Below are 19,208 nucleotides of genomic sequence, written 5' to 3'. Positions count from 1 at the left end.
GCTCCCTCTCCCTTCTTATAGGTAGAGGGGGCATTTTGTTCATGACGCCACTTGTACAGAGATGCGTATGTCTAAAGGGCTTTCCATTTCGATTTTGCTGAACGCTTCTTTTTCTTTCCACTGCTCAATCATACCTGCGATGATCCCGGCTTCAAAGGAAAGACTGCAACCTAGTCTTTCTATAGACTGATAGCTAAAAATGGAATGATTGAGTGAATAGACGATCGTTTGCTCGTTCTCCTCGAGGACGTCTAGCTGACCTAATCCAAGCCGAATAAAAGGCATAATCGGGCCTGCTGCAGATTGAATGGGGATTTGGCGGCCCATATTTTTTCCTATCCAATAGAGAATATGGTTCTCACTATCGCCTAGCAGGGTGCTAGTAAGCGTTTCGCGTAGAAGATGATAGCCAAGATAGGGCATATTCATTCTCTCTGCATAGGGAATGGTCTCTGGCGGCAATAGTGCTGCAAGCTGATCCTTCTCTTTCATATGTGCTTCCCTCCTGTCTTTACTAGATTATGAGGAGGGACACGCATTCATGACATCGGAATAGAAAAAATAGCTGGACTAAACAAAGTTATTCTATCAATGTATTTAGTACATTGATTGTCTTGACGCTCTGTGTCGACAAGAGTACAATTGGATTTGGTCATAGTTTTGCCCAACTTTTTCTCGTATTTTGACACATTCCGACAAATTCATTTGATCTAGTGAACGCAGTCATTTTGTGAACAGCGTCAAGATCCCGTTCATAAAATGATCGTGGTGGTTTTGCTATGTCTAATGGGTGAAGCAATGGGTTAGGATATTGGGGAAAGGTCTATCAAAACGGTCGAAGCCGTTTTGGACCGCTTGCGGTGATGCTTGACGTTTTTCACAAAATTGAGAGTTACATACATTGAAAGGGGGACCATTGTATGGCGAAAGGCCATAGCTTTCTCAGTCACAAGCTCCACTCACTTCTTGGTTTGTTTCCGATCGGGCTCTTCCTGCTGTTTCACTTGACAGCTAACTACCAAGCGACCCGTGGAGCCGAAGCTTTTAATCAAACAGTTGGTTTGATTGAAAATGTTCCATTCGTATTGGTGCTTGAATTTGTTTTCATCTACCTCCCGATCCTGTTTCACGCTATTTACGGTATCTACATTGCGTTCCAAGCAAAGCAAAACGTAGGGAACTTCGGTTACTTCCGAAACCAAATGTTCTTGTGGCAACGTGTTACAGGAGTCATTACCCTCATTTTTATCGTTTGGCACGTTTGGGAAACCCGTATCCAAAAAGCAATGGGTGCACACGTGGATTTTGACATGATGGCAAACATTTTGAGCAGTCCTGCAATGATCGTATTCTACACTATCGGGATTATTAGCACGACTTTCCACTTCTCCAACGGACTGTGGTCGTTCCTGGTTCACTGGGGAATTACAGTTGGGCCGCGTTCCCAGCGCATTGCAACATTCCTGACTTTGGGCGTATTCGTAATTGTAACCTTCATCGGCTTGCGTGCGATGTCGGCTTTCATTTTGTAGGGATAGGGGGACAAAACACATGGCAAAAGGTAAACTGATCATTGTCGGTGGAGGTTTGGCCGGCTTGATGGCTACCATCAAAGCAGCAGAAAAAGGCGTTCCTGTTCAGCTGTTCTCCCTGGTTCCGGTAAAACGTTCCCACTCTGTCTGTGCGCAGGGCGGTATTAACGGAGCGGTAAATACCAAAGGGGAAGGCGACTCCACATGGGAGCACTTCGACGATACAGTATATGGCGGAGACTTCTTGGCAAACCAACCGCCAGTTAAAGCAATGTGCGATGCAGCACCTGGCATCATCTATATGTTGGACCGTATGGGCGTTATGTTTAACCGTACGCCAGAAGGTCTGTTGGACTTCCGTCGTTTCGGGGGAACCAAGCATCACCGTACCGCTTTTGCGGGTGCGACAACTGGACAACAGCTTTTGTACGCATTGGACGAACAAGTACGCCGTTATGAAGCTGAAGGTCTGGTAACCAAGTACGAATATTGGGATTTCCTCGGAGCCGTTTTGGACGATACAGGAACCTGTCGCGGGATCACTGCACAGAACATGCGTTCCGGTGAAATTCAATCCTTCCGTGCGGATGCCGTTATTTTGGCAACAGGCGGACCTGGTATCATCTTCGGTAAATCGACGAACTCGATTATCAATACTGGTACAGCAGCATCTGCGGCGTATCAACAAGGGGTTATCTACTCCAATGGTGAGATGATCCAAATTCACCCAACTGCAATCCCGGGCGACGACAAGCTGCGTCTGATGTCCGAGTCTGCTCGTGGTGAGGGTGGTCGTGTATGGACGTACAGAGACGGTAAGCCTTGGTACTTCCTGGAAGATAAATACCCTGCTTACGGAAACCTGGTTCCGCGTGACATCGCGACTCGCGAAATCTTCTCTGTTTGCGTAGATATGAAGCTGGGTATCAACGGCGAAAACATGGTATACCTCGACCTGTCCCACAAAGATCCAAAAGAACTGGATGTAAAATTGGGCGGTATTATCGAGATTTACGAAAAATTCGTTGGGGATGACCCACGTAAAGTTCCAATGAAGATTTTCCCTGCGGTTCACTACTCCATGGGTGGTATGTGGGTAGACTACAACCAAATGACCAATATCCCTGGTTTGTTTGCAGCAGGTGAGTGCGATTACTCTCAGCACGGTGCAAACCGTTTGGGTGCGAACTCCCTCTTGTCCGCGATCTATGGTGGTATGGTAGCAGGTCCAAAAGCGATCGAGTACATCAATGGCTTGAACCAATCCTCTGATGACCTGTCTTCCACGCTCTTCGACGGCTTCACAAGCAAAGAGCAAGCGAAATATGACAGCATCCTGAAAATGGACGGAACAGAAAATGCTTACCTGATCCACAAGGAACTGGGTGAGTGGATGACTGACAACGTAACGGTAGTACGTTACAACGACCGTCTGCAAAAAACGGATGATAAGATCGTTGAACTGATGGAACGCTACAAGAAAATCAACATCAACGATACAAATAAATGGAGCAACTCTGGTGCGGCGTTTACCCGTCATCTGTGGAACATGCTCGCACTGTCCCGCGCGATCACAATCGGTGCGCTCAAGCGCGACGAGAGCCGCGGTGCTCACTACAAGCCTGACTTCCCTGAGCGTGATGACGACAACTTCATGAAGACGACAATGGCGAAGTTCAATGCTGAAACGACTGCGCCTGAAATCTACTATGAAGACATCGACGTATCCCTGATTGCACCACGTAAACGTGACTATACGTCTGACAAGAAGCATTAAGAGAGGAGGAAACTGATCATGGCAGAAAAATTGATTCATTTGATTATCACTCGTCAAGATAGCCCTGACAGCACTCCGTACAAGGAAGAGTTCAAAATCCCTTACCGTCCTGGTATGAACGTGATCAGTGCTTTGATGGAGATCCAACGTAATCCACTCAACGCACAAGGTCAAAAAACGTCTCCAGTAAACTGGGAATCGAACTGCTTGGAAGAAGTATGCGGTGCGTGCTCGATGGTTATTAACGGAAGACCGCGTCAAGCGTGCTCGGCACTGGTAGATAAACTGGAACAGCCGATTCGTCTTGAGCCAATGAGCACCTTCCCTGTACAGCGTGACTTGTCGATTGACCGCAGCCGCATGTTCGATGCGCTGAAGCGCGTAAAAGCGTGGGTTCCAATCGATGGTACGCATGATCTGGGACCTGGTCCTCGCATGCCGGAAGTGGAGCGTCAATGGGCGTACGAGCTTTCGAAGTGCATGACGTGCGGTGTTTGCTTGGAAGCTTGCCCGAACGTGAATGCGAAGTCTGACTTCATTGGTCCGTTCGCAATTTCGCAGGTTCGTCTGTTCAACCAGCATCCAACAGGTATGATGAACAAGCATGAGCGTCTGGAAGCTTTGATGGAAGATGGCGGTATCGGTGATTGCGGTAACTCGCAAAACTGCGTACAAGCATGTCCAAAAGGCATTCCGCTGACAACCTCGATCGCTCACATGAACAAAGAAACAACTAAACATGCAGTGAAGAAGTTCTTCTTCTCCTAATTGTTTGCAATAGAAAAGGCGTGCACCGGTGATCCGGAATGCACGCCTTTTTTCAGTTGAGGAAAGGTAGATGTCGCTGTAGTGGAGAGAAGAATATTTCCAGTCTAGGCTCCAGGCTCCGTCCTGCTGGGGGCTGAGACTGTCCGCTCCGAAGGGATTCGCGGGGAAACGCAAAAGTGGTAGCCGCTACGTCGTATGGGCACGGTTGCGTTTCTGTTGCCCGCGAATCCCTTCTCCACTCGGTAGGACTCCACAAGTCGCTACGCCTGGAAATATTCTTCTCTGTCGTAACTGCTCATATTTTTCCAGCTTTCAAAGCATTAAAAAATCGGATTACATAGAAAGCTCGTAGAGAAAACAGGAGAAAACAGCGAAGATCTTAGGGACACCGACCGAGACGCAATGTAAAAAGCGAAACACGCCCTTAAGCGGCCACCTCTGAAAAACATCCTGAGGATACCACTTTGGCCGCGGTTTCGCTTTTTACATGGAGTCGTGCAGTCAATCCCCCAGGGGGTGGCCCTAGAAGCTGAGCGTTTTCTCCTGTTTTCTCCCCACCACAACAGCAACGTACAAGGAGTTTATTCACTCGCCTCGATAACCGCCGCCATCGCCAGCTTTTCAAAGATGCTGACGAACTGCTGGAGTTCATCCTCACTGAGGTGAGAAAACATTTTATTTAGTTGTTCTCTCCGATTCTGCTTAGCTACTTGCAGAATTTTTTTGCCAGAATCACGCAAGCTAATGTAAACAACTCGGCGATCTTCCTCATCACGATCACGGGCGACGAAGCCGTGTTTATCCAAACGGTCGACCATTGCTGTGATTGCGCTTGGTTTGACCCCCATTGATTCAGCCAACTCTCCGACCGTGCATTTTTCCTTCTGTTCCAACTGATGAAGAATGTAGAACTGGGGGCCGGTTAAACCAGAGACAGGTTCGGCTAATTGCGTTCCCATCGTGCGCATAATGGTACGAAACGCCTCCTGCAAGCGCTCAAGCGTATCTGTAGAGGGGGAGGGCATGCTCGTATCATCTCCTTATTTGATCTATTTCTTCGAGAAAGGGAATATTTGATATGCAATATTTAACGCAATTAAATATTGGCTGAAATTACTTCGTTTGTCAACCTTCGCGAAAAGAAGGGAATACCCAAGCCATTCCTAGTGAAAACTGAAAACATAATGGAATGACTTCCAGCAAGGGGGCAAACGATGAAGAAAAAGGTATGCAGCATTGGATTGATATTGGCTTTGCTTCCCGCAACGACTGTCAGCACAACAGCGTTTGAAGGAACGGCGACCATTCGTACGCAGATTTTGCAGGATCTCGCGGAAATGCACGAGCCATTACATACAGGCAAGGCGGACAAGGAATATAAAACGACGGCAGATGAATGGCAACGACAAGAACTACTACTGCGAGGTGAGCAATTAAAATCTGCGCCTGTCGATTCGCTGGAAATGATTGAGGCGACGAAGGCTTGGGAGGAAGCGGGGGTAAAAGGGGAAGGGATGCTCGTTTCGGTGATCGATACGGGAATCAATCCGCGCCACCCCGATTTACCTGCCCCACATGATAAGCGTTCAGCCATGCAAAAGTCAGGCTCTTCCCAGAAGGTGATTCCTGGCTTTAACTGGGCTGACCGTACGCAAACAACGGAAGACGTATCGGAATCTCAGCATGGTATCCATGTTGCGGGAATTATTGGTGCGAACGGAAAAGTAAAAGGGGTTGCACCTGAAGCCCAGCTCATCAGCCAAAAAGTATTTTCCAATTATCAAAGCGAGGTTCCTGGGCTAGGTGAATCGATTTTATTTGCGATCAATGATTCTATTACGAAAAAAGCAGATGTGATCAATTTGAGTCTCGGTTCCTCTGCGGGTTATGTAGATGAAACAAATGTGGAGCAAATGGCAGTGAAGCGAGCAGTCGATAATGGGATCGTAGTAGTGGCAGCCGCCGGCAATGATGCGTATTTCGGCAGTGATAAGGTACGAGCACAGAATCCGGATATCGCCATGATCGGTTCTCCAGGCTTGAGTCCTGATGCATTTTCAGTTGCTTCTATTAACGCAACAGCACTGGCTGGCTATAGCTTCACGGTGCAAGGGGTACCCGGTATGGAGAAAGTCGTGTATTTATCGGGCTATGTGGAAGGCGGGGGTGCAATAAACCCAGTCATGACGCTGATGAAGCCGTATCCGCTCGTCTATATGGGGAAAGGGAAGAAGGAAGACTACAATGTTTCCGTAAAAGATAAAGTGGTATTGCTCGAGCGAGGTGACATTTCATTCGACGAAAAGCTACGTCTCGCCAAAGAAGCAGGAGCTATTGGTGCCGTCATCTACAACAATGAAATGGGACCACTGATTATCAGTGCGGAGCACGCCAAACAAATCCCGGCTGTTTCTATCTTGAAGCACATGGGCGAGCAAATGGCACAAGCGATTAAAAAAGGCAAGAAAGTGACGGTCTCCTTTAACGGTGAATATGGACAAAATCCAATGCCTTATCCCGATGGAGGAACAATCTCGGCTTTTTCATCATGGGGACCAACGCCCGATTTGCAGTTCAAGCCGGAGATTGCAGCTCCAGGCGGGGGCATCCTGTCACTCACGCGAGAGTCTGAATATGCCGTGAAAAGTGGCACCTCAATGGCAACGCCACATGTGGCAGGCGGGATGGCATTGCTGAAGCAAGGCTATCTCAAGCAAGGGCGGAACCTGCAAGGCAGATCGCTTGTCAATACGTTAAAGGCTGCGGCCATGAATACAGCAGAACCGATTATCGATCCGCAAATCAGCGTACCAGCAGCGGATAAAGAGAAAGCAAAAAAAGTACCTTACAGTCCACGGGTTCAAGGGGCAGGGTTGATGCAAACCGCAAAAGCGATCAAGACTCCAGCTATCGTTGTGACTGCAAAAGGAAAAGCAGGCGTCTCGTTAGGCGAGATCGGGAATTCAACGACCTTTTCTCTGTTTATTAATAACAAGTTTGGCAAAAAGCCGATTACGTATCAGCTGCAAAATGAGTTTGGTGTCTTGACTGACTTGCGCAAGAATGGGCTCAACATGCTAACGGATACTCTTTTCGAGGGGGCAGAACTGCAATTTTCCGCCCCGAAGATTACCGTTGCGCCAGGGAAGCTAGAGGAAGTGAAGGTAACGCTTACGATACCGCCAGGCTCCGCACGCAATCAATTTGCAGAAGGATTTATTTCCTTTCAACCAGATGATAAAGAGCTGCCTACGTTGCGCACGCCGTTTTATGGCTTTTACGGCGATTGGGATGAGCCAAGGATTATGGATCAGCCCGTATGGGAGGCAGAAAGTCAGGAAAAACGAACAGGTGTCAAGACAAGCTGGTATCACGATAAACGCAATGACAAGTGGCGCTACCGGGATTATCTAGGAGTGACAGGTGTCAGAGCCGATGGCGGCGCGAAAATCGACCCCAATCATATCGCCTTTTCACCAAACGGGGATGGGCATTACGATGTCGCTGCTCCTTCGATTACATTTTTGCGCAATGCCCGTCATATTATCGTCGAAGTAACCGATCAGTCAGGCAAGCCGATTCGCACTCTTGTGCGCGATGAAAAGGTGAGCAAGTACGACCAATCCAAGCTGGGGACGCCATACTATTATACGGAAAGGGAAGCGTGGAGCTGGGACGGAAAGATCTTTTCACCGCAAAAAGGCGCCTACATACAGGCACCTGATGGACAGTACCACTTCTCCATTAAGGCCAAAATAGACGATCGCAATGCAAATTGGCAATCAATGACACTCCCCATCCGCGTGGATACAAAAGCTCCTGTGATCACAGCTTCTGTGTCAGGTAACCGGGTTCAATGGAGTAGCCGTGATAAAGATATCCAGGCCTATTTCCTTTATGTAAACGGAAAAAGGGTAGGAGGCCCCTATTCTCCAAAAGTGTCCAGCACACTTATTAATCAGCCGGATAAAAAAATGAGTGTGGTAGCGCATGATTACGCGGGGAATATCAGTGTGGCACATATAAACGGGAAAAGCGACAGCACCCCGCCCTTTGTGGAGTTCCCGGATGATTTGTTTCCTTATTTGAAAATATCCAAGCAGCCAGACGTGGCCTTCAGGGGCAAAGTAACAGGCGAGGATATGATGGACAGGGTGCGTTTGTCGATTAACAAAACGCCTGTAAAGCTGGCGACGGATGGCTCCTTTGAAACCATCCTGCGATTAACGGAAGGTCTCAACTATGTGATGTACAGTGCAATGGATATGTATGGAAACAAGCGCCAATTCACGCAACGGGTCATCGTTGATACGAGCCCTCCGATATTGCAATTGCTAAACGATGGTAGCGAAGACGTACAGTTCGATCCAGCAACCAAGAACATGCTCGTTCCGGTCCGTTTCCTATACAGAGATCAAACATACAAAGGTCAGGTAAGTATCAATGGGCAAATCGTGTCCTACTTTGAAGAAGAGCAATTGGAAATCCCTGCACAAAAATACGTAACGCAAATTTTGAACATGAAGCAGGGAGAAAATCGCATTTTGCTCGAAGGGAAAGACGGGGCAGGCAATCAAAGCATGTTGCTGGTGTATGCGTATGTCGATGCCAATTCAGGGGCAGTCGTCATAAGCAATGGGGAGCAGCGTATATCCTACAAGGCGCGAACAGTGCCAGCACCGACGATCCAGCTACCGAACAAACAGCTAGAAGGGAAGGAAGGTGAAGCGCTGCCCATCGAAGGGAAAGTGACAGGTGCTGGTGCTGTTAACCTCCAAATCAACTATGGATCAAAAAGCTTTCAGACCAACGCGAATGATCAAGGGTTATTTCGCTTGGTGCTTCATGAGGTAGAGGAAGGCAAGCAAAAAGTGACGGTTGTTGCCACCGATGCGCTGGGGAGGGAAGCCCGAGCGGAGATGAACGTCGTCGGAAAGAAGAAATAGGGTAGCGGGCCCGTCAGTAGCAGATAAACGGCTATTGCCGGGCCAAATTTTTTTGTGGGAGGATTCTATTCGATGTTTTACCATGGGATCATGTGGGAATATGTTATGAGAGAGTACCCAGTGCTCTCACCAAGAAGGACAGCCAAAAGGAAACGTGGGGCGGAGCAATTGTTGGATCGCATTCATCTGATCGAACAATTCGGTTTGGAACCCGTTCATTTGCTTGAGGCCGACGAGGATTACGATGAAGTCCGCTGTATACAGGAATGTTTGGCATTTGGAGATACTGTTTTTGCCTTTGATCGAGTCCAGCTTCCGATGTGGCAATTGAGTAAGCATGAGATTGGTGTAGAAATAGTAGACTTGCGAACGTGTACGGCCATCTATACCATTGGTCATGAGACAAAAGTAGAGGATTATTTTCCTGGCAAACCTTGTTTTCGTGACCTTATACCTAGGAAGTTTTCGTAATCCTATTGCATCTGCCAAAAATCGACATTATGATAGTCCTATACGAGTTCAACGTCTGAGAGTGAATTGCCCGGGAAAGGAAGAGAATGCAGATGATAGTCCAGTACCTTGATCCATTTCTTGAATCAGCTTCGTCCGTGATTCAACAAGTATGCAATGTCGACATTTCGCGTGGAGAGTTAGCTGAAAGAGAATGGAGCCATGTAGAAGGCCATACATGGATTCGAATCGGAATGACAGGTCAATTACAAGGTGAGGTCTTTTTCGGTCTGCAAGAGGAATTGGCTTTGCGCATTGTCTCGGCCATGATGGGTGGCTATCCTGTGCAAGAGATGGATGAGCTCGGAAAAAGTGCCATTTCCGAGTTAGGGAACATGATTTCCGGGAATGCGAGTACGCTTTTGTCCAATCGAGGAGTTATCGTGGACATAACCCCGCCCTTATTTTTACACCAGCATGATTTGAAAGACATGGCAGGGACAGCATTGATTGCACCGCTCGATCTTCATGACATGGGCAGACTGGATATTCAAATAATTGTGATAAGATAGAGGCGGCTAATTGCCGTCTTTTTTGTGAAGGATACGTACCCACGCTTCATCATTCAAAGGAGGGAAGGAAAGAGATGGATCATTACTTCTCGATCTGCTCAGCTGAGATGTATTACGAGAAATACATGGCCTTTTTATTGGAAAACTACGACCAGCTTCGCATGCCATATTCCTTTCCTGTGGCGCTCAGTTTTCTGGCGAGTCCCGTTTTAATGGAGGGGAAAGCATTTCTTTGCTTCAACGATGACGATGAAGTGATCGGTGCCTTTTCATACATTTACGGGACAGGTGAGAATCAGTACGAAGACAAGCATATCGTTCAAATTCAGGTAATCTATTTTTTGGAACAGTATCGCAGCAGTCGTCTTTTTTTGCATGCCCTTCAGTATGTAACTGAGTATATCGCCTATATGGAGGAGGACGTGAAGGAGTTTCGATTCTGGACTTCCTCAGACGACTTTTTACGCAAATTATTTGCCAAGATTGCAGATCGAGTAGCTTCTGTGGAAACGGAAAACGGTCCATTGGATGAATATCGCGCATCATTTCGGGCTTGGCAATCCTATGCGGCCAGGTTTCAACATGAACCATTTTTCTAATCCAAGAAGGAGACGTTACGATGCTGTTCGTCATCAAAAACCTGTTTGGCTACCTACGCCCCTATAAGCTCCTGAGTTCCCTTTTTTTCCTCACGCTTGCACTTGATCTACTTTTTTTATCCTTGGCACCTCTCAGTTTCCAGATCATCATTGATAGAGCGATTGTTCCCAAAGATATGCACGTTTTCTCAGTTATCATGACAGTCTTGGCGATTAGCGGGTTTATCTGTATCAGTGCTGGAATGATCAGTGATTATGTGCTGGCAAAACTAAATGCACGTGTGCAAAATGATTTGCGGCAAAAACTGTTTGCGCATATGCAACATTTGCCGGTCAGCTATTTCCATAAAACGCGTTCGGGCGAACTGATCTCTCACTTTTCAGTGGATTTGCCTGTCATTGACAGATCGTTAGCGATTCTCTTCACGACAGGTATTCAGTCATTGGTGGTCGTGACGATTAGTACAATGGTGTTGTTTTATTTGGAATGGGTGATGGCGCTGTGTATTTTGGTTGGGGCAATCTTGATCTTTACAGGCCCTTATTTGCTTGGACGACGTGCCCACGCAATCAATGCTGCCTATAAAGAACAGCTCGCGGCTATGACGAATGATGTCCAGGAAAATACGAAAGCGCAAATGGTTATCAAGGGGTTCAACCTGCAAGCTGTCATGATCGATAAATTCATGGAAAGACTCGAATTGCTGTTGGTCAGCAACTATCGCAAAAATTTGATGGCAGCGAAGCTGGAACGAATTCCTGCGCTATGCTTACTACTCATCAACTTTACGATCATTGGCTTCGGTTCCTATTTGGCACTCACCGGGCGAATCTCTGTCGGTTCGCTTGTCGCCTTTTTCACCATGTATACGTCGATGGGGAATGCAGTATTTAATCTGACCTTTACGCTTCCACTGATGACAGATGCACAAGTCAGTATGGAGCGAATCCAGAAGGTGCTGAATGAACCTAGTGAAAAAGTCGACCATTCTTCGTCCGAACAGATCGATTTGCGTACGACTGAAGTGTCCATAAAAAATGTTACGTTTGGCTATCAAGAAAATCAGTTATCTATTAAGCAAATCAACATGCAGATTCCAGCTCGGTCAAAAATTGCGATTGTTGGCTCCAGCGGGTCTGGAAAAAGCACGATCATTCAGCTGTTATTAGGCTTTTATCAACCTAGTTCTGGTCATATCGAGATAAACGGCACAAAACTAGATGAAAGGAATCGGGGAGCCTTCCGCAACCATGTAGGGGTTGTCTTTCAGGAGCACTTTCTTTTTCACGGAACAATAGCAGAAAACATCCGGCTCGGCAAGCTCGACGCGACCAACGACGAGCTGAGGATGGCTGCACAGCAAGCAGAGATCCATGACTTTATCATGAGTCTACCAGACAAGTACGAGACACTAGTTTTGGACGGGGGTAGCAATCTCTCGGGGGGACAAAGGCAGCGACTTGCCATTGCTCGAGCGATTCTGCGCAATCCTTCTCTATTCATTCTGGATGAAGCAACTTCTGCTCTCGATCCCATTACTGAGGCTTCTATAAACAAGACCTTTGCGAAGCTTTCCAGCGATCGGACTGTCATTACGGTGACACATCGTTTGTCGACCATAACGGACATGGATCAAATATTTGTGTTGGAGCAGGGGGAACTAGTGGAGCAAGGGACACACTCTCAACTGTTGCAAAAGCGGGGCTATTACAGAAGACTATGGGAGAAGCAGCAGAGAAGTTCCATCTCCTCGCACGCGGAAAGGTAGAAGTGATACGTTAACCAACAGAAAAAGAGAGGCGGTGTGTAAAGGATGCATGTTCAATTTAGAAAATGTACCAGTGACAATGATTTTGCCCAATTCACGCTCTTCTTTATGCGCAATCGATTGGAATTTAGCCGTATGTTTTCCCTTAGTGACACGCTCGTTCATATTTTGACGTTTCTCCCGGATTCTCATTTGATCCTCATAGAAGACGAGCGAGGTAAATTGATCGGATGGGGCCATTATCAATACTTGACAGCAGAAAGGCAACCAGACCCAGAGGGAGAAATTTGCTATATCCATTCCGTCATCGTTGAAGAAAAATATCGAAGGAGCAGGGTATTTCTAAAAGGCTTTCGCCATCTTATCCGACAGGTCCAGGAAGAGAATGAACACGTGAAACAAGTAACCTTTCATGCAGATGCTAATCATGTTTATCTGAACCGGCTCTATTCGAAATTTGCACAGCTTGCAGGGGAGCAGGAGGGGTATTATGGACAAGAAAACATCTACCTATCCGAAATCAATCAGCTCGCTTCCTATCTGGGAATGGACGCAATTGACGTTAAATAAGGAAAAATGCTATTCTTAAGAAGATATTGTCAGAAGGGAGGTCTATCAGATGATTCCAATGGTACCACGTTTGAAAGACGGAGTAAGAAAACCATTCACTGCTTCGATTCAAAATCTTCTCATGAAAAATGAGCAGCTGCGTGTAGCTACTTCTTCTACGAAGTAATCGATCAGCTATCATCTTTTTCGAATCAACTGTTCCCATGAATGGAGAAGTGGTTGACAGGCTATCCTGCTCAGCCACTTTTTTATTTCTGTTTGAATAGAATTAAAAAATAAAATATTTTCTATTGTCTAGATGATTTTTAATAGATAGTGTATTGTTGGAACTAGTAAGGGGGTATGAGAGCTTGACCTATGTAAAACAATTAATTGGGATGTTTTTCCTGGTTATCGCCGTTTGCGGCGGGCCTTTCATGCTATATACGCAAAAGGAAGAAATCGTGTTCGAACCAGGAAATATCGTAGTCCATGCGGTATATCTGATTCAGCAGTTTGCAGAGGGCTCCCTCGGAACCTATTATTCCGGGCAAACGGAAAGGAGCATCGCAGAGGATATCCTCCCATTTGCAATTAGCTCCTTTGAACTACTATTCTCAAGTGTGATTGTCGCCGTTTTTGCTAGTATTATTTTTGGATTGCTTTTGCAGCGCTTTCGGATTGTACGTCAATTTCAAAAGGTTTTGAATTTACTTGCCACCATTCCTGATTTTATCCTGATCGTTGTTTCGATTGTGGGTGCGGTGGGATTTTACAAGATGACGAACATTCGAATTATCACCCTGTCACCTGTAAGTGACTCTGATAGTACTTGGTTTCCGATCACGCTACTGTCTATTGGACCAACGATTTTTCTCATGAAGGTAGTCAGTCTGAAGTATGCACAAATCGGCGGCGAAGACTACATTAAAACAGCTCTTGCCAAGGGGATGGGGATCTGGCATGTTCTCATTCACCATGTCTATAAAAATATCAAGCCGTTTCTCATTGCTGATTTAAAGAAGACGATTGCGATTTCGGTAGCCAACTTGTTTATTGTTGAGTACCTATTAAACGTCGTAGGATTGACCCGCTTTATTTTTAGCAAAGATGGCAGTTACGAATTCAATGCTGCTGTCATGGGATTGTTAGGTATCATTTTGCTATCCATTTTGGTCTATGGATTGATTCGTCTCTTTTTGTATGTGATTGAACGCGCGGTTGTATATAAATAACCCAGACTTCTTTTGGAATGAGTGAGGGTATGGTATGAGGAAACGGTTCAATTGGTCTTTATGGCTAGGCAGTATCTTGGTATTATTTTTAATCATTATCGGTGTAGCCGGACCCTATTTAGCCCCTTATGACATTGATTACCAGGTGAAAGTGCGTAATGAGATGGTGAACGGGAAGCAAGTGATCATTTCGCCTCCTTTGGCACCGTCAAGCGAGCATCTGTTGGGTACGGATAAATGGGGCTATGATTTGCTTACAAAACTGCTCCACGGGGCACCGTATACGATTTTTATTACGCTCATGATTGCGTTATTGCGATTATTGATGGGAGCATGGATCGGACTGTATATTGGAATATTGGACAAGCAGCAGCGCTGGTGGATTGCGATTGAGAACGCTTGGGGATACATGCCTATATTTATTCCTGTCTATTTTTTATTGAAAGGAATCAATATCAATCCTGAATTGCCAACGTTTACGCTCGTATTGTTTTTCATAGTGGTCGTGGCTGTGCTAGGGACGCCTTCGGTAGCTGCGTCCATCCGTCAAAAAACAGAGCAAATCAAGGAATCGCAGTACGTATTAGCTGCGACCTCGCTGGGGGCCGGGCGGGATCAGATCATCTTTCGCCACATCCTACCGCATTTGAAGGAGCATCTGGTCATTGTCCTGGTGACAGAGATGATCGCCACCATGACGTTGATGGGGCTTCTCGGGATATTTGGTCTTTATGTAGGCGGCACGACTATGTACTATGACCCGGTTGAGTTTCACTCGATCACACATGAATGGGCAGGACTGCTCGGGACTTACAGAAGCTTTGTCTACACGAATTACACGTGGATTTTCCTGATCCCACTTGCTGCTTATATGCTTGCAATCGGTTCCTTTAGTCTACTGGCCAAAGGATTGCGTGATAAGTTCGAACAGACGTATAGTCGTACCCCATTTATTTAAGTTGTGGTGCTCTTGATTTTTACGAATCAAGGGCACTTTTGGTTGAGCGGGTTAAAAATAGTGGAATGGAAGTCGAATTGTAGGGAGCAGTATATGTCTCGGATGAATAGACTGGAGTGTCGGGGGCGGTGTTGGCCTTGGGTTCCGATGGCAATCTCATCAGGCGAGGCGAACTCGTCGCGATCTGAACGGGGAACAACTGGCGGCCATCGTCGTCTCGAACGGAAAAATTCACGGCGGATGTCGAAGAGGTTTCTCATCGGTGTTCGGAACCCATTGCCCATTTTCTGAATAGGATGTAAGGCAAAAGCCTAAAATCCTTGAAATTCCGGCACCATCACCCACCCCCCATCATAGGATAAGGTGACTCTGTAATCCCTCAACCTTGTTCCTGTAGAGCCCACAAGGAGGGGTGGCACGATTGAAGGGTAGCGACCAAACCAAGCCGTTGTTAACGAATCGCGAAAGAGAAGTGTTTGAACTCTTGGTCCAAGATAAGACAACCAAAGAGATTGCCGGACAACTCTTCATCAGCGAAAAGACTGTGCGCAATCACATTAGTAATGTCATGCAAAAATTAGGTGTCAAAGGTCGATCTCAGGCAGTAGTCGAACTCGTTCGACTTGGTGAACTAGAGATTTGAACCCAGTCCACCCAGCCTCCCTTTTCTTCCCTTGGTCGGAAGGGAGGGTTTTTTTATGTTGTTTTGCCCGGATACCCCTCAAAGAAAGGAGCAAGGAAAGATGGATGAAAAAAAGACCACCCCTCTACCGTTTTCATGGTCTATGGGATAGCCTCTTTGGTAATATCTCACTTAGTCTGGACACATGCATTTCGTGTAGGGTGGAAACCAAAGGCAGGGAGGAGTACATCTAGCTTGGGGTTGATTACCTAACTTTTGAAGAAGTTTCTTGAACATTCCTAATTACCTCCTATTTATGGATGAATTTAACTTTCTATTAAATAGTAACACATGGAGGTGGATATTTGTATACAGTCTTTTCTGAATTTTCACTTTAAATGAGCGCGTGTAAGAAATAGACAGCATCATGATAGTAATAGTATCTCTTGCTCACAGAGATAAACGAAGCGGAACGAGGCGCGACAGGAGAGTAAAATACCGCGAATTTTGCACTACCCGGCAGCAAGTGGAGCATGGCTGACCTGGATTATCAGTCATATGTCGGGTCATACAACTTATCTAGAATCCTTTTTCGGTAGCGGTGCTGTTTTGTTCAACAAGGAGCGATCGATACTGTTGAAGGAGTGGTGATTTACATTGGAAACAAACTATTTTTCTTTCTCTTCCTCTTCCTGATTCATAAACGAGTAAAGCGGATCTCTTTTAACACGCCCAGACATCATATCGTCGTAAGGGGTAAAATCTGTTCTTTTTGGTAATTGATTTTTATTAATTGATGTAAACATCCACCAAAATATTGCAGCTACAATAACGAAGGTAATTACAGTAATGATTAAACTCATTTGTATCACCACTTTCTGCACTAAAGGGTACTTTTGCTTAACATATTAGACTGGATTACCATCCGAAAGGTCACAAGTGGAACTGTTAACAGGATTTAACACACGATTTGTTAAATTGACAACCATAATTTCAATCTTGAGGAGGTGAAACTCCATAAAAAAACCTGCAGCAAGATAGGTTCAATCTTGTGCAGGTTAACAGATTTTAAGTGAAATCGTTAGAAAGGTCTTCTAATAACTTTAATTCTCCGTGCTCCATTGCGGATAAGCCTTTGCGCTCGTTCGCGGCTGATTCTAACAAGTACTGAAATATCTGTTGAGTTTTCAACGTCAAAGACTGAGAAAAATCGACCATTAGCGAAAAGTACGCCTTTAAATTCAACTTTCAATCCTGGACAAGCTCGCGGTCGTGTGTTCTGAATAATAGTGCGCATCACACCTGCTTTAATGAGCGCCCTCGCTTGTTGGGGCGTTGTACGAACTGCAAAAACAGGGTCAATTTCAACACCTGGCGCCTTTGCTTCCACTTCAACAATTAAGAAAAATTGGTTTCCGATCTTTGCAATACTATTTGCTCCGATCGTAATCGGTGCTTTTGCCATGAGAGATCACCTCCTTGTACCAAAATATTCAGGAGGTCATGAAGGGGACAAGGGCTATACTCCAATTTTTTAAATTTGGTACTTTGACTAGATTGGAAAATCAATTCGCTGCTCTTCTTTGTTGCTTCGAAGGCATTCCAATAACTCGAAAATGATGTCCATATCCTTTTTAGGCACCACCTTACTGTGATGATGGCAGGAATGGGGAAACAGCTTAACAAAACGGTATTTTAGAAAATGAACTCTAAGGCTGTCAAAAGTATCCCGAAAAGCAAGAGTATCCAGCCGATCACTAATGTTATGTAAGTTAAAAGCTTCCAGATTCCATAAACAGAGCCTTTTCGTAAACTAATACGACTCCACAGAATCATCCATAATCCCATCAGGGTCGCTTCCTTTTGAAGAACTGGAAAAGCAATACAGATTAATAGACCTGTGATGAAACCTAATAGTACCAATTGTATTGAGACAGTCATATAAACTACCTTTCAAGTCCCGGATTTATTTTTCAAACACTATATACATTAAAATGATTATTACTTGAAGTAAATACAAAAATTTACATAACGCATAAGGAGGAAAGAAGATGCTAAAAAAGGCCATTTGGTCGTGATGCACACTTGGGATGGAAATTATATGAGTTCATGGCGGATACTTTGGTAATGTCCCTAACAAGGATAACCCTCATTAAAGAAAAAAAGAGCCGCAGCTTACACGGATCTTAATAAATCTTATTTCCCCAAGAATCCGAACCCCAGACAGGATACCAGTCTTGATATCAGAAGGTCGTCTCTAAGGTTTGCAGGTGGTTTACCTTGATAATAGATATTGCTGCTCCATTCAGCGTTATCTGAGTACCAATTTGAGAATCCCCTTCCATGACAATTGTGCTGGCAGCGGCAGCACAGGAGAGGCTTCGAAACGAACAGGCCGTGGTTCATCCTCATCGAGAAAGAAGCTGAATATTTGGAGGCATGCGGGAGATGTATCGAAGGAATCGCGCTAACAAGCACAATTTTACAAAACATGTAAATCTAAATTCTTGATTAAACCAAGTATCGTATTTTCTGATCACTTTAGCGGTGGCTTCACATTCATTCCGAACATATTGTTACAAGCCCACAAGCTGATGCCGATTGCATCTCGACGTCAGCTCGCGGACTAGATACATTGCCATGTACTCTTTGTTTTAGCCAATTTTCCTGATTACTTTTGATTTTCCACCTGAACTGAGAATGATCCATCCTTCAGGAACAGGCGAGGCTTGCAGTACCTCAATCTGCGTTCCGTTAGGAGCACCATTGACATTTCTGATCACATTCGAACCTCCATAGGTTCGGACCATGACCCATCCTTTTGGGATAGGCGAAGCGAGCATCACTTCTACCTCCGTCCCGTACGAAGCATCATGAACATTTCTGATTACATTTGATCCTCCAAAGGCTCGAACCATGACCCATCCGACTGGAATAGGCGAGGCGAGCATCACCTCTATCTCCGTACCATAAGAAGCACCGTTCACATTTTTGATGACATTCGATCCTCTAAAGGCTCGAACCATGACCCATCCGCTGGGGATAGGCGAAGCTAGCAGCACCTCTACCTCTGTGCCATAAGAAGCACCGTTCATATTCCTGATCAGGTTCTGCGTTCCTAACGTTCTAACGATAACCCATCCGGCTGGAATAGGTGAGGTAAGCGACACCCAGATTTCTTCTCCATACGTGGCGGTTCTGATGTTTTTATTGGAAGCGTAGGTGGTTGCCTTTTCCTGTGTAGGGGGCGTTGCCGCTTGGACTTGTGTGGCTAGAGAGGGTACTATGACGACTGAACTTAATGACAGGATAATAAGCGCTTTTTTAAACATGAACATCAACCTTTCATGATAAAAGTTGTTTGGAAACTATCATCGAGTAGAGGTCAATTGTTATAGCATTTCTTGCAAAAAAGAGGTGGGTGCCTATCA

The 19,208-nt window shown here is 45.7% G+C and carries 17 protein-coding genes; 12 read left to right on the top strand and 5 right to left on the bottom strand.

Features of this window, described 5'->3' with window-relative positions; all coding sequences use genetic code 11:
* Positions 1 to 39: 39 nt before the first annotated feature.
* On the bottom strand, positions 40 to 492 hold the full coding sequence (locus HP570_RS07500; protein WP_173625333.1) for a YslB family protein: 453 nt from the start codon (positions 490 to 492) through the stop codon (positions 40 to 42).
* A 428-nt stretch (positions 493 to 920) separates the two neighbouring features.
* Between HP570_RS07500 and HP570_RS07495 the strand changes: the two genes are divergently transcribed.
* Genes HP570_RS07495 through sdhB form a run of 3 tightly spaced genes read left to right on the top strand, consistent with a single transcriptional unit; the run spans position 921 to position 4,077 of the window.
* Positions 921 to 1,532, top strand: coding sequence for a succinate dehydrogenase cytochrome b558 subunit (locus tag HP570_RS07495; RefSeq protein ID WP_012685404.1), 612 nt, complete (start codon positions 921 to 923; stop codon positions 1,530 to 1,532).
* Between the two features lie 19 nt (positions 1,533 to 1,551).
* A complete protein-coding gene (gene sdhA, locus HP570_RS07490) occupies positions 1,552 to 3,309 on the top strand; it encodes a succinate dehydrogenase flavoprotein subunit (RefSeq protein ID WP_173625332.1) in 1,758 nt (585 codons plus the stop codon).
* Positions 3,310 to 3,327: 18 nt separating this feature from the next.
* Positions 3,328 to 4,077, top strand: a complete 750-nt coding sequence (gene sdhB, locus HP570_RS07485; protein ID WP_012685406.1) for a succinate dehydrogenase iron-sulfur subunit — start codon at positions 3,328 to 3,330, stop codon at positions 4,075 to 4,077.
* 581 nt (positions 4,078 to 4,658) lie between these two features.
* Here sdhB and HP570_RS07480 read toward each other — a convergent pair.
* Positions 4,659 to 5,102, bottom strand: a complete 444-nt coding sequence (locus HP570_RS07480; protein WP_087345436.1) for a MarR family winged helix-turn-helix transcriptional regulator — start codon at positions 5,100 to 5,102, stop codon at positions 4,659 to 4,661.
* Positions 5,103 to 5,291: 189 nt separating this feature from the next.
* Between HP570_RS07480 and HP570_RS29865 the strand changes: the two genes are divergently transcribed.
* The 9 genes from HP570_RS29865 to HP570_RS07435 all read left to right on the top strand — a co-directional run bounded on the left by HP570_RS29865 (position 5,292) and on the right by HP570_RS07435 (position 15,798).
* The gene (locus HP570_RS29865) at positions 5,292 to 9,023 is read left to right on the top strand and encodes a S8 family serine peptidase (protein WP_173625331.1); all 3,732 of its coding nucleotides are present in this window, start codon (positions 5,292 to 5,294) and stop codon (positions 9,021 to 9,023) included.
* A gap of 72 nt (positions 9,024 to 9,095) precedes the next feature.
* Positions 9,096 to 9,494 carry a hypothetical protein gene (locus tag HP570_RS07470; protein ID WP_142495578.1) on the top strand — a complete coding sequence of 133 codons (399 nt, stop codon included), beginning with the start codon at positions 9,096 to 9,098 and terminating at the stop codon, positions 9,492 to 9,494.
* Between the two features lie 92 nt (positions 9,495 to 9,586).
* Complete coding sequence (locus tag HP570_RS07465; RefSeq protein ID WP_012685410.1) at positions 9,587 to 10,045, top strand: chemotaxis protein CheX; 459 nt, start codon at positions 9,587 to 9,589, stop codon at positions 10,043 to 10,045.
* A gap of 74 nt (positions 10,046 to 10,119) precedes the next feature.
* Positions 10,120 to 10,644: a hypothetical protein gene (locus HP570_RS07460; RefSeq protein ID WP_173625330.1), complete on the top strand. Its 525-nt coding sequence runs from the start codon at positions 10,120 to 10,122 to the stop codon at positions 10,642 to 10,644.
* 20 nt (positions 10,645 to 10,664) lie between these two features.
* Positions 10,665 to 12,413, top strand: coding sequence for an ABC transporter ATP-binding protein (locus HP570_RS07455; protein WP_173625329.1), 1,749 nt, complete (start codon positions 10,665 to 10,667; stop codon positions 12,411 to 12,413).
* A gap of 45 nt (positions 12,414 to 12,458) precedes the next feature.
* Positions 12,459 to 12,983 (top strand): GNAT family N-acetyltransferase, encoded by a 525-nt coding sequence (locus HP570_RS07450; protein WP_173625328.1) that lies wholly within the window; start codon positions 12,459 to 12,461, stop codon positions 12,981 to 12,983.
* A gap of 350 nt (positions 12,984 to 13,333) precedes the next feature.
* On the top strand, positions 13,334 to 14,197 hold the full coding sequence (locus HP570_RS07445; protein WP_173625327.1) for an ABC transporter permease subunit: 864 nt from the start codon (positions 13,334 to 13,336) through the stop codon (positions 14,195 to 14,197).
* Between the two features lie 34 nt (positions 14,198 to 14,231).
* Positions 14,232 to 15,155, top strand: a complete 924-nt coding sequence (locus HP570_RS07440) for an ABC transporter permease (protein WP_142495583.1) — start codon at positions 14,232 to 14,234, stop codon at positions 15,153 to 15,155.
* A 421-nt stretch (positions 15,156 to 15,576) separates the two neighbouring features.
* A complete protein-coding gene (locus HP570_RS07435; protein ID WP_003387736.1) occupies positions 15,577 to 15,798 on the top strand; it encodes a helix-turn-helix domain-containing protein in 222 nt (73 codons plus the stop codon).
* A gap of 647 nt (positions 15,799 to 16,445) precedes the next feature.
* Here HP570_RS07435 and HP570_RS07430 read toward each other — a convergent pair.
* The 3 genes from HP570_RS07430 to HP570_RS07420 form a co-directional block, all read right to left on the bottom strand.
* Positions 16,446 to 16,640, bottom strand: a complete 195-nt coding sequence (locus tag HP570_RS07430; protein ID WP_173625326.1) for a hypothetical protein — start codon at positions 16,638 to 16,640, stop codon at positions 16,446 to 16,448.
* Positions 16,641 to 16,858: 218 nt separating this feature from the next.
* Positions 16,859 to 17,242: a hypothetical protein gene (locus HP570_RS07425; protein ID WP_012685418.1), complete on the bottom strand. Its 384-nt coding sequence runs from the start codon at positions 17,240 to 17,242 to the stop codon at positions 16,859 to 16,861.
* A gap of 1,189 nt (positions 17,243 to 18,431) precedes the next feature.
* Positions 18,432 to 19,109: a hypothetical protein gene (locus HP570_RS07420; RefSeq protein ID WP_173625325.1), complete on the bottom strand. Its 678-nt coding sequence runs from the start codon at positions 19,107 to 19,109 to the stop codon at positions 18,432 to 18,434.
* Positions 19,110 to 19,208 lie beyond the last annotated feature (99 nt).

The sequence above is a fragment of the Brevibacillus sp. RS1.1 genome (assembly GCF_013284365.1).
In the GTDB taxonomy this organism is placed as follows: domain Bacteria; phylum Bacillota; class Bacilli; order Brevibacillales; family Brevibacillaceae; genus Brevibacillus; species Brevibacillus brevis_D.
The sequence above is the reverse complement of the archived record's forward strand: the minus strand, read 5'-3'. Positions and strand labels throughout refer to the sequence as shown.

Excerpts from the sequence above, each read along its gene's own strand:
- HP570_RS07500 (WP_173625333.1), bottom strand. The coding sequence starts at position 492 with ATGAAAGAGAAGGATCAGCTTGCAGCACTATTGCCGCCAGAGACCATT.
- HP570_RS07495 (WP_012685404.1), top strand. The coding sequence starts at position 921 with ATGGCGAAAGGCCATAGCTTTCTCAGTCACAAGCTCCACTCACTTCTT.
- sdhA (WP_173625332.1), top strand. The coding sequence starts at position 1,552 with ATGGCAAAAGGTAAACTGATCATTGTCGGTGGAGGTTTGGCCGGCTTG.
- sdhB (WP_012685406.1), top strand. The coding sequence starts at position 3,328 with ATGGCAGAAAAATTGATTCATTTGATTATCACTCGTCAAGATAGCCCT.
- HP570_RS07480 (WP_087345436.1), bottom strand. The coding sequence starts at position 5,102 with ATGCCCTCCCCCTCTACAGATACGCTTGAGCGCTTGCAGGAGGCGTTT.
- HP570_RS29865 (WP_173625331.1), top strand. The coding sequence starts at position 5,292 with ATGAAGAAAAAGGTATGCAGCATTGGATTGATATTGGCTTTGCTTCCC.
- HP570_RS07470 (WP_142495578.1), top strand. The coding sequence starts at position 9,096 with ATGTTTTACCATGGGATCATGTGGGAATATGTTATGAGAGAGTACCCA.
- HP570_RS07465 (WP_012685410.1), top strand. The coding sequence starts at position 9,587 with ATGATAGTCCAGTACCTTGATCCATTTCTTGAATCAGCTTCGTCCGTG.
- HP570_RS07460 (WP_173625330.1), top strand. The coding sequence starts at position 10,120 with ATGGATCATTACTTCTCGATCTGCTCAGCTGAGATGTATTACGAGAAA.
- HP570_RS07455 (WP_173625329.1), top strand. The coding sequence starts at position 10,665 with ATGCTGTTCGTCATCAAAAACCTGTTTGGCTACCTACGCCCCTATAAG.
- HP570_RS07450 (WP_173625328.1), top strand. The coding sequence starts at position 12,459 with ATGCATGTTCAATTTAGAAAATGTACCAGTGACAATGATTTTGCCCAA.
- HP570_RS07440 (WP_142495583.1), top strand. The coding sequence starts at position 14,232 with ATGAGGAAACGGTTCAATTGGTCTTTATGGCTAGGCAGTATCTTGGTA.
- HP570_RS07430 (WP_173625326.1), bottom strand. The coding sequence starts at position 16,640 with ATGAGTTTAATCATTACTGTAATTACCTTCGTTATTGTAGCTGCAATA.
- HP570_RS07425 (WP_012685418.1), bottom strand. The coding sequence starts at position 17,242 with ATGGCAAAAGCACCGATTACGATCGGAGCAAATAGTATTGCAAAGATC.
- HP570_RS07420 (WP_173625325.1), bottom strand. The coding sequence starts at position 19,109 with ATGTTTAAAAAAGCGCTTATTATCCTGTCATTAAGTTCAGTCGTCATA.